Source organism: Nostoc sp. (assembly GCF_036917395.1).
In the GTDB taxonomy this organism is placed as follows: Bacteria; Cyanobacteriota; Cyanobacteriia; order Cyanobacteriales; family Nostocaceae; genus Nostoc.
The window spans coordinates 1-14017 of sequence record NZ_JBALDI010000076.1 but is presented as its reverse complement, the minus strand read 5'-3'; the positions used below and the strand labels follow the sequence as shown (position 1 = coordinate 14017).

The 14017-nt window shown below is 41.9% G+C and carries 9 protein-coding genes and 1 pseudogene; 7 read left to right on the top strand and 3 right to left on the bottom strand.

Going from position 1 to position 14017, the window contains the following annotated elements; translation table 11 throughout:
- Window positions 1-184 precede the first annotated feature (184 nt).
- Window positions 185-410: pseudogene (locus V7K46_RS25580) on the top strand (transposase-like zinc-binding domain-containing protein); the annotation flags it as partial.
- Window positions 411-763: 353 nt separating this feature from the next.
- On the opposite strand, the gene V7K46_RS25575 reads toward V7K46_RS25580, so the two are convergent.
- A complete protein-coding gene (locus V7K46_RS25575; protein WP_335118160.1) occupies window positions 764-967 on the bottom strand; it encodes a response regulator in 204 nt (67 codons plus the stop codon).
- A gap of 109 nt (window positions 968-1076) precedes the next feature.
- Window positions 1077-2627: a hybrid sensor histidine kinase/response regulator gene (locus V7K46_RS25570; protein WP_335118158.1), complete on the bottom strand. Its 1551-nt coding sequence runs from the start codon at window positions 2625-2627 to the stop codon at window positions 1077-1079.
- Between the two features lie 496 nt (window positions 2628-3123).
- Between V7K46_RS25570 and V7K46_RS25565 the strand changes: the two genes are divergently transcribed.
- Entirely contained in the window at window positions 3124-3606 is a 483-nt protein-coding gene (locus V7K46_RS25565; protein WP_335118156.1) for a hypothetical protein, read from the top strand.
- Window positions 3607-3667: 61 nt separating this feature from the next.
- Window positions 3668-3868 carry a hypothetical protein gene (locus V7K46_RS25560; protein WP_335118154.1) on the top strand — a complete coding sequence of 67 codons (201 nt, stop codon included), beginning with the start codon at window positions 3668-3670 and terminating at the stop codon, window positions 3866-3868.
- A 94-nt stretch (window positions 3869-3962) separates the two neighbouring features.
- Here the strand turns inward: V7K46_RS25560 and V7K46_RS25555 are convergent, their stop codons facing one another.
- Complete coding sequence (locus tag V7K46_RS25555) at window positions 3963-9224, bottom strand: PAS domain S-box protein (protein ID WP_335118152.1); 5262 nt, start codon at window positions 9222-9224, stop codon at window positions 3963-3965.
- A 306-nt stretch (window positions 9225-9530) separates the two neighbouring features.
- Between V7K46_RS25555 and V7K46_RS25550 the strand changes: the two genes are divergently transcribed.
- From V7K46_RS25550 to V7K46_RS25535, 4 genes are all read left to right on the top strand, one after another.
- Window positions 9531-9821 carry a Nif11-like leader peptide family natural product precursor gene (locus V7K46_RS25550; protein WP_335118150.1) on the top strand — a complete coding sequence of 97 codons (291 nt, stop codon included), beginning with the start codon at window positions 9531-9533 and terminating at the stop codon, window positions 9819-9821.
- A 216-nt stretch (window positions 9822-10037) separates the two neighbouring features.
- A complete protein-coding gene (locus V7K46_RS25545; RefSeq protein WP_335118147.1) occupies window positions 10038-10184 on the top strand; it encodes a hypothetical protein in 147 nt (48 codons plus the stop codon).
- 21 nt (window positions 10185-10205) lie between these two features.
- Window positions 10206-10328 carry a hypothetical protein gene (locus V7K46_RS25540; RefSeq protein ID WP_335118144.1) on the top strand — a complete coding sequence of 41 codons (123 nt, stop codon included), beginning with the start codon at window positions 10206-10208 and terminating at the stop codon, window positions 10326-10328.
- Between the two features lie 123 nt (window positions 10329-10451).
- Window positions 10452-13751, top strand: coding sequence for a type 2 lanthipeptide synthetase LanM family protein (locus V7K46_RS25535; protein ID WP_335118141.1), 3300 nt, complete (start codon window positions 10452-10454; stop codon window positions 13749-13751).
- Window positions 13752-14017 lie beyond the last annotated feature (266 nt).

Sequence of the window (14017 nt, the reverse complement as noted above, 5' to 3'; positions counted from 1 at the left end):
GTTTTTGTACTGTCCGCTTGAGCAGTATCAATATTTGTTACTTTACTCATCAAGTATACTGTTTGTCCTAACCGCTTTGGCGGTTGCTATAATTGCGATCGCATGAATCAACGCAAGCAAAAAAATCTAAAATTTCATAACCCGCAACTTGGGTTAATAGAGGGATGAATTGAGGTCATCTACTGTGCAATGTCCATACTGTAAGTCTACGGAGGTTCGGAAAAATGGTAAACGAAGAGGTAAACAAAATTATTTTAGTATAAAATATAACATAAGATTTCGCCCTGTTCCGCTAACGCCAATTTATCGATGTGTACGATTTGCCGAAAGGATATTCAGAGGAACTTAAACAAGAATGCTTAAAAATGTACCTAAACGGCATGGGTTTAAGGCTTGTTTCTACCTCAAAAATGTTTAAGTACCGTTATGCAAGTTTTTTAAGTTGTATAACCAAAATATAGTATGCTAATAACAAGCAACTAACCATTTTTTAAGCTTTTTAGTCAAGCGAACGCTCATTTTCCCAGCGTTCGCTTTTAATTTTTCACCAATACCCGTGGCTTCTTGGTAGTGAAAGCCCCCACAAGTCTAATACCAATTTAATATGAAGCTGCATAGAAAATGGGTTCTAAAATAAAGTTATAAGAGGAGACAGACATTACTTGTTCAAGGCATAAACATTTACATACTCTATATCTGGTCCATGTTCTTCTTTTAACCACTCAACTATTGCACCATAGCTAACTATTGCCTTTTCCTGTTTTTAACTCCGACTCAAGTGCTGCTGGAGCAGCATCATCGATATATCTAATAAAATGACATCTAGTTTGTAATTGGCAGCTATATTCAATGCTTCCCGACCAGAACAAGCAGTTAACACGTTCCAACCAGCACCCATTTCTAATCCCAGTTTAGCGATCGCCTGCACATCTTCTTCATCATCAACAATCAAGATATTTCTGCTCATGTTGATACTCCTGTACTATATAGGTGCTGATTTGCTTGATTCTTCTGAAGATATTCTAGAATGTGATCGGGGAAAAGTAGGGGAAAATTAGGTAGTTATAAGCTATTTACTATGAAGCTGTTAAAGGTAACAGCACATAAAAGGTACTACCCTCACCCAAAATGCTCTCAACCCAGATTTTACCGTCATGTTGCTGTACAATATTCCGGCAAATAGCTAGACCTAAACCTGTTCCTCCTTTGTTACGGGAATCGGACGCGTCAACCTGCTGAAAACGCTCGAAGATCATTTGTAATTTATCTTTCGGAATTCCTCGCCCTTGATCTTGGATAGTAAAAAGGCAGTTGGGCAATAAAGTGTCTTTTGTTAAGGAATGCTCATTTTTTCCCAACTCAATACTGTTATGTTCTGTGAGTGTGGCACTAATCCACACAGTATCGCCTGGTTTTGAAAACTTAATGGCGTTACTCAGTAAGTTGGTTAGAGTTTGTACTAGGCGATCGGGATCTGCCCAAAGTTCAATTGCCAGAGGATGAACAATCAACTTGACTTGTAATTTATCTGCCATTGCCTGCATCTCTTCTGTTGCCATTGTCAGTACGTCAGCAGCATTACACTTCACTTTCCTCATGAAGATTTTGCCAAATTTCATCCGTTCTAAATCGAGAATATCGTTCACCAAACGAATTAGGCGTTCAGTATTGGTAGTGGCAATTCTCAAAATTTTTTGTCCCTGTTCGGTTAGAGTTCCCAGTTGTGCAGCAGCCAATAAATCTAACGCTCCCATTGTGGAAGTTAAAGGTGTACGTAACTCGTGACTAACTAAAGAGATAAACTCGTTTTCTAAGCGTTTGCGTTCGGTGATATCGTTGGCAATCAATAAAGCACACTGCACTCCAGCCAAGTCAATCAATTCAATGGATAACAGTATGATTTTGACCTCAAGAGATTTGGTATAGAATTCAAATTCCAGGTTGTAAAGTGACTCAGTATTAGGTAAAAGTTGGATGGTTTGGGTGAGAGCTTCTTTATCCTTACTCAAATCCAGTTCAGAAGCGGTATGTCCAATCACTTCTTCTAGGCAATAGCCACTCATTCTCAGGAAACTAGGGTTGACATCAATGAAGCGCCCTTCCGAAACGGTAGCGATCGCAATTGGATTAGGACTAGAACGAAAGGCTTTAGCAAACTTCTCTTCTGCTTTGGCGCGATCGCTAATTTCCTGCTGTAACCGTTCATTTTGTACTTGGAGTTGTTTTTGCAGTTTCCAAATCATTAAGTGATTTTCAATCCGTGCTAAAACTTCTTCCAATTGAAGAGGCTTGGTGATATAGTCCACTCCGCCAACTGCAAATGCTTTTACCTTGTCCAGCACCTCATCTAAAGCGCTAATAAAAATCACTGGAATTTCGCGGGTGCGATCGTTTGCCTTAAGGTGTTCACAAACTTGATAGCCATTCATCTCCGGCATATTTATATCTAGCAAAATCAGATCGGGAGGAACTGCATTTGCTCCCCGTAACCCTGTAGAGCCTTTAGTCACGCTACGAACTTTATATCCTTGTTGCGTCAGCATCGCAGATAGGAGGTTCAGGTTCTCCGGTGTGTCATCAATCACTAATATGTCTGCTTTGGGAGAGTTGAGTGACTGGTTAGGCATCGCAATATTGGTTTGAGTCAGAATAAGTTGCTAATTATACATAGATATTTTAACGTTAGTTCGATTCATTAATAACTAGTACCGCAAGGCGGAATTCAAAATTCAAAATTCAAAATTCAAAATTAATACAGCATAAGCGTTTCATTGATTTGAAATGGTGAGGCAGTTCCTCATGGGGGTTCCCCCCATGAGGAACTGCCGTTCGCCCTGGGCGTGCCGGAGGCATCACCCGAAGGGGTGGTTTATTTACGCCATGTTGTACTAGTTTAGGACTTACGCAAAAAAACCTCAAACTCTTATTCCTCCGTGTCGCGCCAGTTGCTACAACGGGGGGAACCCCCGCAACGCACTGGCTTCTCTGCGTCCTCTGTGGTTCGATTTTCCGTTACCTGTGCATAAGCCCTGTAGTTAAAAAAAATGTTAATTACCCAATTCTCTCCCCTAGTTCTCCCCGATTAATATCTAATCTAGAAAATATCGAATTGGAAGTTATTTTATGATTCACCATATTTCAATTGCTGTTCAAAACCCCCACCGCGTTGCCCAAGTTCTCAGTGAAGTTTTAAAAGCACAAGCTGTTCCCTTTTTTCCTAACCCAGGCAGCTATATGGTTATCCCTTTTGATGAATACGGTACAGCTATCGAACTGTATCCTTTAGGCTCTCAGATAGAACCTGGTGACGGTGATGAAGAGTGTGTATTTGTTCGTACTGCCATTACTTGTAAATTTACAGATATTCATGCAGCCATTTCTGTACCTATTAGCCAAGGAGAAATTGAGCAAATTGGTATCCGTGAAGGTTGGCGCGTCGTGCACTGTAACCGCGACTCTTTCTTTAATGTCATTGAATTCTGGATTGAAAATAGATTAATGATCGAACTGCTAACACCAGAAATGGCATTACAGTACTTGAAATTTACAACTAGGTCAGAAAATTTGAAATATTTTGTACCAGAAGTTCCTGTAGCAACAATTTAATACACATCTGAATCTCTTACTACCAAAGTTCTAAGCGGCGGCTTTTGCCGCTTAGACTTGTGTGTTTAAAAACGCTACAATTTTGTGCAAAATTGAATTCGGGCAGTCGTTGATTGAATTCGGGCAGTCGTTGACTGAATTCGGGCAGTCGTTGATTGAATTCGGGCAGTCGTTGATTGAATTCGGGCAGTCGTTGATTGAATTCGGGCAACCACCAAGAATTTACATAAATCAATTTATTAATATATTTCTAATAAATTGATTGAAGATTACCAAATCACAGATTTTGTAGGGGCTTGTACCCTCTTTAATTACGAATTAGTAATTATTTGTTAAATGCAACGCTGATATTAATATTAGCTCTTGACTTTCTCGGTTAAGTCGAGAATTTCATCAAAGCAGAAGCAACGTACTAAATTTGCCAGTTTTTCTGCCCAGGCAGAATGAGTTGGAGGAATTTGCTTAATGAGTTCAAAAATTCGTTCAGCATCGATTTCAAAGGCTGCCTGATTAAGTTCTACGAGCCATTCAGTAGGCATAATCATTAAGCAAGAGTGAAGATCCAAGATGGAGGATTGAATATTCTCCGAGTTATTGTCTGTTTTAGCTTCGCTGTTTTCTTCTGTATAGATATAATCCACTTGCAAATATTCAGCTATCTTTTCAAAAATCACTTGTTCCCGGAATGGCTTGCGAACCAAGTCATCACAACCTGCGGCTAGAATACTTGCTTGTTGTTCTTCAAAAGCGCTAGCAGTCAGGGCAATAATTACGGTATAGAAATTTGCGTTTATGCTTCTCTCTCTAGCTCTAATTTCTTTAGTTGCGTCGTAGCCATTGATTACAGGCATCCGCATATCCATTAAAATCAAATGGGGCTGCCAAGTTTGCCAGAAGGCGATCGCTTCTTGTCCGTTAGTTGCAGTTTTCATTTCAAAACCAACGCCACCAAGAAGTTGCACAATTAGATCGCGGTTTTCTTTGCGATCGTCCACTACCAGAATACGGCAAGGTAGTTGATCTGCTGCCAGCTTGATCACACGTCCCTTATTCAACTTTGGTACAACTTTCAAAGCTGCGGCTAAATTTACTTGGATGTCAAAGCTAAAAGTAGTTCCTTGCCCCAAAGTACTAGTAAAATCAATATCCCCTCCTAACAACCGCACAAATTGACGGCTGATAGTCAGTCCTAGTCCAGTACCTTCCTTGGTTTGAATACCACTTGTTGTTTGGACAAAAGGTTGAAACAAGTTATCCATTTCTTCTGTTGCTATCCCCCGTCCAGTGTCTTCGACTTCAAATATTAGAGATTGGGAAGTAGCGAGTGCTGAGTTTCCCAAGTTTGGATCGGAGGAAGCTTCCCCTCTAACTTCTCGCTGAGTGTTAGCGGTAGCGGGGTGTTTAGCCCGTGCTGAGTGCTGAGTAAGAAGTTCTCCCTCTGCTCCTCTGCCTCTTTTTGCCCGCAACGTTACTGCTCCAGTTTGAGTGAACTTGACGGCGTTACCTAAAAGGTTAATCAGCACTTGGCGGAGTTTTCCTTCATCTGTGTGAATGTATCTAGGAAGATTAGAAGCAATTTCAAAACTGAGAAACAATTGCTTTGCTTGTGTCCGCATCTGGAACATTTCTTGTAATGTTTGCAATAGCAAATAGAGGTCAAAGTCTTCAGGGTTAAAAATGATTTGTCCAGCTTCAATTTTGGACATTTCCAGGACATCGTTAATCAGGTTAAGCAAGTGTTCTCCACTACGGTTAATGGTAACTAAAGATTCACGTTGATTTGGTTTAAGTGTAGTGTCTCGTTCCATCAACTGAGAAAAGCCAAGAATTGCATTCAGAGGTGTACGGAGTTCATGACTCATGTTAGCTAGGAAAGCGCTTTTAGCTCGGTTGGCAGTTTCAGCAGCTTCTTTGGCAATTCTGAGAGCTTCTTCTGCCTGATGTCTGGCTCGACCGATCGCAATAATTTCACCTACCAGTTTCAGAAAATTAATATCTTCTTGGCTCCAGGTTTTACAAAAGTGAGTTACCGCCGCACCAACAAACCCAACTACTTTGTCAGAGTGAAGCATGGGTACAGCAATAAAAGATTGAAAGGACATACGTTCAAAGAGCTTTCTTTCTGCTAAATCGGATGGCAAATTTGATACACAAGGAACTTGTAGATGGTTGCCACGAAGAATCGGCTCATAAAAATAGGGAAAACTTTCAACAGGCGATCCTGTGGCGACATCAATCAATGGTGGGAAACCTTCATCACACCATTCATGGATTAGGTCAAATCGGCTTTGATCGTCAGAGCATTTAAAGATGCAACTGTGTTCAGCCTCAATAAATTGAGCGATCGCTTGAAGTGTAAAATTAATTGCTGTATCTAAATCTTGGTCAACGAATTGCCGAGAAATACAACTGAGCAAACTTTCTGCTTGAACACGACGGCCAATAGCAGTTTCTGCTTGTTTTCGCTCTAGTTCAGCACCAGCACGGGCGGCAAAAATTTTCACAATCAGTTCCCGTGCGGGATCGTTCTTCATTGGTTTGACATCTATCACTGCTAAATGTCCCACAATCTCGCCGGATGAATTTTTCAGGGGAACACCTAAAAAACTCTCGGCATTCATATTCTGTAACACTAGATCGTTAGGGAAAGCGGCTTGTAGTTCTTGAGCGTAGTGACACAAACTACTTTGAAATGTATGTTCACAAGGAGTACCCTGCAACTCGTACTCTAGATTATCTGCAATTGCGTCGCCACACCAAAAGGCTAGGGTACGGACTTTGGTTTTTTCTTGATCTACACATTCTGTGACTAGGGCGTAGTTTACTTGCAATACATCAGCAAGGTAACGAACGCAGGAATTGAAGAATTCATCACCTGTTTTCGAGGCTGTACCTTCAACAATCGAACGTAAAGCTTGTTCTTGCTGCTTGCGATCGCTAATATCTGTAAACACGGAATCCAAACAGGATTCTTCTGCATTGAAGCGGATTGACAAAAGTAGCCAAACAACCGAACCATCGAAGCGGCGCAGTGCTACTTCAAAATTGCGAACTTCGCCATAGGCATCTAACTCTGCTAACATCCGCGTGCGATCGTCTGGATTTACATATAATTCAGTTGTGAAATACTTGCCAATCAAGTCACCAGCACAAGGAAAACCCAAGATACCAGCACCGCGTTGATTAGCATCCACAATCAATCCATCTGTTTGGCGGGTGCGTAAAATACCTACTTGGGAATTTTCAAAGATGTTGCGGTATTTCATTTCGCTACGACGCAAGGCTTCTTCTGCTTGCTTGCGTTCTGTAATGTCGCGTCCCACACCCGAAATAGCAAGTCCACCATTGGAAGTGTTGATTGTCGAAGTGTTAAAGCTAAACCATCGCCAATTGCCGTCTTTATGCCGCAACCGCATCTCGATACCGATCAGTTTTTCTCCAGTTTTTTGTAATGCCCAGAGGCTAATTGCTAAATCTTCAGGCTCAACGAACTCTACCAGAGAATGACCTTCTACTTCCGCCAAGCTGTATCCGAGAATTGAGGTTACATTCGGCGAATGATAGGTAAAAATTCCCTCTGGGTTGAGGACAAATATTAAGTCATTGGCATTTTCGACGATATTGCGGAACTTTAACTCACTTTCTTGAAGGGCTTCTTCAGTGCGTTTGCGTTTTGTGGCATCGGTACCGACTGAAAGAATTTCTACTAAGTTACCTTGCTCATCTAATATGGGTTTATTTGCCCAGACTATCCAGAGGCGATCGCCATTTTTGCACAAGTTCTCATTTTCGTTGAATAGATAGTTTTCTGGGTACTGGCAAATATCAACCATTAACGCCTGTAAGTCGCGTCCAGAAGTTTCGGTTTCTGGAACAATTGTACCGATGACATTACGTCCGATAATTTCATCTATATCGAAGCCAAAAAGCCTTCGACCGTAGTCATTTAAAAATATAATGTTACCTTGATCATCCCAACGCAGAATCATGCAGTTAGCTGTTTGCACCAAATCGCGGTACTGTGCTTCGCTTTGTTGCAAGGCTAATTCAATACGTTTGCGCTCACTAATATCCCGCACTATTGCCAAAACGTTTGGTTTACCGTTGTAAGTGCAGATTGTTCCTTTGACTTCTACATTTATCAAAGTACCATCTTTGCAGATATCAACTGCTTGTCCATAAAATTGCTCACCAGATTGAGTTTTCTCAATAAACTCATAAAAAACTGAATGAGAGTCTGGGTGAATGTAAGTAGAAGGATGCAAGGTGATAAATTCTTCGTAAGAGTAACCATGCATTTGGCAAGCCGCAGGATTAACTTCGGCAACTTTTTCAGTCTCTATATCAGTAATAAATAGTCCATCATTGATAGCTTCAAAAATACTGCGGTATTGCAATTCACTTTGTCGCAGTGCTTCTTCTGCCCTTTGCCGTTGGGTAATATCGCGGAAACTCCACACTCTACCAATAATCTGTTCGCCAATGCGCTGAGGACAGGAGTAGCGCTCGAATACTCTGCCATCGCGCAATTCTAACAAGTCGTAACTAACTTGCTCTGGCTGGGTGTACAGTTCTCGGACACGTTGCAAAAAATCATCTGGATCTTTTAACTGGTTTGCCAGATATGCTAACCGCTTAAAATGATCTGGTTCTGCTAGAAGTTTTTGTGGAATTGACCACATTTCTAAAAACTTTTGATTGTAGCTGGTGATTTCACTTAAGCTGTTGATTGCTAAGATACCATCTTGAATCGATTCAAAAATAGCGTTTAACAAAGACAGAGAGTTTTCTAAAGCTACTTGCGTTTGTTTGCGTTGCGTGGCTTGCCGATAGGCATCGCTAATATTTCGTCCCAAAACCACCAGCGCCCTACGTCTCCCATCTTGGTAAAATAGGGGAGCTTTTATCATATCTAAAATGCTCACTGTACCATCAGGACGAGGCACAACTTCTTCTACCCGATGAACAGTTCTCTGTTGCCAAGCTTGTTCATCTGTTTTGTCACAATTGAGCAAGGGATCGTGATAAAAATTGCTAAATTCCGCCAGTTCTGAGTCAGTTTTGCCTTGATAATCAACGCCTTGTAGCTCCAGAAATTCCAGATTGGCTTGGTTTGACAACAACCATTTTCCCTCGCCATCCTTTAGGCAGATAATATCGGGTGTAGCGTTAATTAGTGTGTGCAATCGCTCTGCAATTTCTTGCAAAGATTCTTGAGTTTGTTGAGCTTGCGTGATATCCCGAATCATTAGTACAGCACATTTATCATCAGTCAGTCCGGTGCAACTACCAGATATTTCTAGTGTTAGAGTACGCTCACCTTGTTGCAACTGGTAATTTGTTGTCTTGTATTCCCCATTGTGTATTCGGACATCAGGATAAATCTGCGAATAAACTGCTTGTCCAGCCTGGGTTAGGGGTAGCAAATCAGTTAACTTCAAGCCGCAAACAGTGCCTTGGGGTTGGTTTACCAGAGACTCAAAAGCAGAATTGCACCATTGAATGCGTCGGTCTTCTCCTACCCAGACTACACCATCAGCGATCGCATCTAATGTGACTTCCATCTTAGCCAAGGTAGCTTGTAATTGCTTGACCTGCTCTAACTGTTTAGCGCTCATCACCAACTCCTTGATGCCTCCTAGATAGATATAAATAGCAACTTTGTACAGCGATTGTACCGTTAGTCCATCATCAGGATATTTAACTACAGGAAAATTACATATTGGCTTTAAATATTATAGCTATCACGCAGATATCAGCATCATGGAGGCAAGAAAGCAGGGGGCAAAAAAATTTTTTTCTAATTGCAAGTATCTCCCCTAGTTCTCCCCTATTAGTCTCTAAATTGAAATCATGAAAGCAGAGAAGACCGCACAAAACAAGCGTAACTCTGCACTAAGTCAAGCAAAACGGAGGATACGGATATGCTACAACAAATCAAAGAATTGCTTCAAAACGCACAACTACAACAGCAAGTAAATGCAGCAGCTAACCAAGCAGAAGCCATCAAATTGTTAGCGATCGCTGGTGTAGAAAAAGGTTACAACTTTACAATTGAAAGTGTGTCTCAAGTACTGACAGAGTTGACATCTGTGGAATCTGGCGAACTAAGTGAAGAAGAATTACTCAGCGTTAGTGGAGGGATGATGGCTAACACTGGTCACAGCCACATGTCATGTTGTACTGATTGTCCCAAGGGAAATGGTCAATGTTGATCTTTGAGCATTTAGCCAACAATATTCTTCATTGAGATTAGGTGTCAGGGAAAAAAGAAGAGTGAGAACTTGAAGTATTAAGCTCAAAGCCTCATTTATCTATCTCGGAACTTAAAACTACTTTATTACTTTCTAAATTCAAATTATCAAAGCAGAGAATGCCACACAAAACAAGCGCTACTCTGCACCAAATCAAGCAAAACGGAGGATAAGGTTATGTTACAACAAATCAAAGAATTACTTGAAAACGCTCAACTACAACAAAAATTAACAGCAGCAGCTAACGAAGCAGAAGCTATCAAACTACTGGCGATCGCTAGTGCAGAAAAAGGTTATAACTTCACAGTCGAAAGCGTGTCTTAAGTACTGAGTGAGTTAACATCTATGGAATTCGGCGAACTGAGTGAAGAAGAATTACTCAGCGTTAGTGGAGGGATGATGGCTAACACTGGTCACGTCCACATGTCATGTTGTACCGATTGTCCGAAAGGAAATGGTCAATGTTGATATTTCAGCAGTTAGCTAACAATATTCTTCATTCAAACTAAGTGTAAGGGGAAGGGCAAGATAACTAACTCCTGCCCCTCTCTATACCCCTCTGCTCCCTCTACTCTCCTGCAAGCCAGCATTATGAAAAATCCAGTCATCGCCAAACGAGGTATCTCATCCTCTAAAGGATTAACAAGTATTGTTGCCAACGCCAGTTTTCTCTGGGAACGCCTCAATACAGAACGATTTGTAATTGACATCGATTCGATTAATGAAACAGAAATTCAGCGTCGGCTTGATCGCTGGTGTCAAATCGTAGGCGACTGGAACACTTTAGATAAACGCTTAGAGTGGGAAAACTTAGACCTTGCTAACATTCGCCCTCGCTTGGGAAGCATCAGCTGGAATCCACAAGCACCATTACCAGCATGGGCAGAAACTTTGCAGCAAATTATGCAAATGGCAAAGGAATTTGAGTCTGCATTAGAAATAGATTTACCAATTAATCCAGAAAATCCGATTCCCTTTGAAGATATCTTACTGCCTGCGATCGCAGTTGCCAGACAGCAACTTTTGACTCGACTTGGTTGTGAACTAACTGAAGACAGCTTACCCTTATCAGTCCTTTCAAAAGCTGCTTACCGGGAATTAGAGCGCAGTTTGCTACAGCGATTGGCAGAACTTTGCACCAAGACGCTGAATTTGGAATTTTCTCAAGTTCGTCCATTTGGGAAAAACTTGCTCAACTTGTTAGGAGTATCAACAGAAAAGAGCAACAATAAAACTCACTATAATAAGTTTGTCAATCAACTCCTAGAAGATGGATTGTTGAGTCTATTTAATAAATATCCAGTACTCGGTCGATTAGTTGCAACATCGCTCAGTTTTTGGGTAGAGTCTGCCACCGAATTTATCCAACGTCTGGCTGAAGATAAAGCAGATATTCAACAAATATTTAGCTCTAAAAATGATAGTTTAGGCAAAGTTAGCGAAATCCAAACTTCCCTTTCTGACCCACATAAGCGTGGACGAACAGTTATTTTGATCACTTTTGAGTCTGGACTCAAACTCGTATATAAACCTAAAGATTTAGGATTAGAAGTTGCTTTCAACCAATTTTTAGATTGGTGCAATCAACACAGTCAGCTTTTAGATTTCAAAGTTATCCAGGTGCTGAACCGAGATAATTACGGTTGGGTAGAATATATTACACATCAACATTGTAATGATGAAGCTGCTGTAGAACGTTTTTATCAGCGAGCTGGGATGTTGTTATGTGTGCTTTACGCTTTGCGGGGAACAGATTGCCACCACGAAAACTTAATTGCCAGTGGCGAACATCTGGTGTTAGTGGATATGGAAACTTTGCTGCACCATGAAGCGAATTTGATCGAAAACTCACCAAATGCCCCAGACTTTGAGACAGTCGCAGAACAGCAATTTTGGGAATCTGTGTTACGCACTGGGCTTTTACCACGTTGGGACTTTAGTAGCGATCGCCGTATTGCCTATGATGTTAGCGGACTAGGTAGTACAGATTCTCAAAAAATTCCTTATAAACTACCTAGCTGGCAGCAAATCAATACAGACGATATGCATCTGCAATATGAGTCTGTAACTATGTCCGTGAGGAAAAATGTGCCGCGCTTAGGTGAGATTCCCTTGTCAGCCAGCGATTATCAAGCACAAATTACTGCCGGATTCGAGGTGATGTATCGCTTTTTGATGATGCATCAGGATATATTACTGGTTCCTGGAAGTCCGTTAACTGCAATGCAGAACCAGCAAGTCCGGTTTGTCTTCCGCAACACTCGCATCTACAGTGCCATCTCACAAAAAACTTTATCACCCGATTACCTCAAACACGGCGCAGATTATAGCATCGAATTGGATCGCCTCAGTCGTGCCTTTTTGGTTGCTCAAGACAAACCTAATGCTTTACCGATTTTGAGTGCAGAACTCAAAGCAATGGAACAACTAGATATTCCATTTTTCACGGCGAATGCTGCTACTGATGAGCTGAGTGTGAGCAATGAGCTATCCATTCCCCAATACTTTAAGCAACCTAGTTACCAGCACGCCCTGAATCAGTTACAGGCAATGGATGAAATCGACCTAGCTCGACAAACGGCGATTATTCAAGGCTCATTTCATGCTAAAGTAGCGCAAACTCCCAGCCAAGACATTCAGCAATGGAATACCGAATCGTTACCGTTGCTGAGTTCGGCAGAATTAATTGCCGAAGCCAGTGCGATCGCCACTGAATTGGAAAGGACAGCTATACCAGATCCCGATGGCAGTGTCAACTGGATTGGGTTAGGTTATGTGCATGAAGCAGAGCGATTCCGATTGCAAGTTTTAGGCTACAGTCTTTACGACGGACGCACTGGAGTTGCCTTGTTTCTCGCGGCACTCAGTCAGGTAACTAATGACTCACGTTACCGTGATTTAGCATTAAAAGCACTGCAACCGCTACGGCGGCAGATCCAAACCTTGAACTTAGAATCTCGGCAACTTATGGCTCGCCTTATGGGTATCGGTGGCGGGACAGGCTTGGGTTCGATAATTTATGGCTTGGTAAAGGTGAGCCAATTTCTCAAAGATGAGACGCTATTGCCAGATGCTCAAGTATTAGCTGAGTGGATGACACCATTGATTGCTGCGGATAAAAAGCTAGATATCATGAGTGGATCTGCTGGAGCCATTCTGGGGCTGTTGTCCCTTCACAGAGTAACAAAGAATGCAACAGTTTTAGAGAAAGCGATCGCCTATGGAGAGCATTTGCTCAAGCATCGAATCAGCTACGAAAATGCTCCCAAAGCTTGGCAGACTCTAAGCGAAAAGCCCTTAACTGGGTTCTCCCACGGAGCAGCAGGAATTGCCTATGCTTTGCTGCAACTTTACAGTGTGATTCAAAATCAAGCTTACTACGAAGCAGCACTCGAAGGCATTGAGTATGAGCGCAGCGTCTTTAGTGAATCCCATGCCAACTGGCCTGATTTTCGCAGCCTGGAACCCAATCAGCCACCAAGCTTCCCGGTTGTCTGGTGTCACGGTGCAGCCGGGATTGGGTTGGGGCGTTTAGGCTGCCTCAGACTTGCGGAAATTCCCGGAATTGAACGCGAGATTGAAATTGCCCTGCAAACCACCCAGAACTATGGATTAGAAGCCAGTGACCACCTGTGCTGTGGCAATTTAGGTCGAATTGAAACGCTGTTAGTTGGGGCGCAACGCTACTCTCGCTCTGATTTGCGTCAAATTGCCCTCCAGAATGCCACAAATGTCGTAGCTAAAGCCAAACGAACAGGAGCATATCAAATGTTCGTTAATTTGCCTAGTTCAGTATTCCACCCCAGTTTATTCCGAGGTACAGCAGGAATCGGCTACGAGTTTTTACGGTTAGCCACCGATGATTTACCTTCAATACTGTTGTGGGAATGAGCCTACTCCTTTCCTTTGCGTCCGGGACTTCCAAATAAAAAAATACTCAAAAAACTCTCTCCTTTTTATTCCTCTGTGTTCTCTGTGTCTCTGTGGTTCGTTTATTTGGATAATTTATTTCTTGTAAGTCCCTATCTCCCCTAGTTCTCCCCGATTTCACCATAATCTTAGAACCCACCTTCCGCACCCTAACTGTCACACATCAATAAAAAGTCTCTTTAGTAGTACATAGGAACTAAAGTAGAGTGAATAGAAAGAAGGATTAA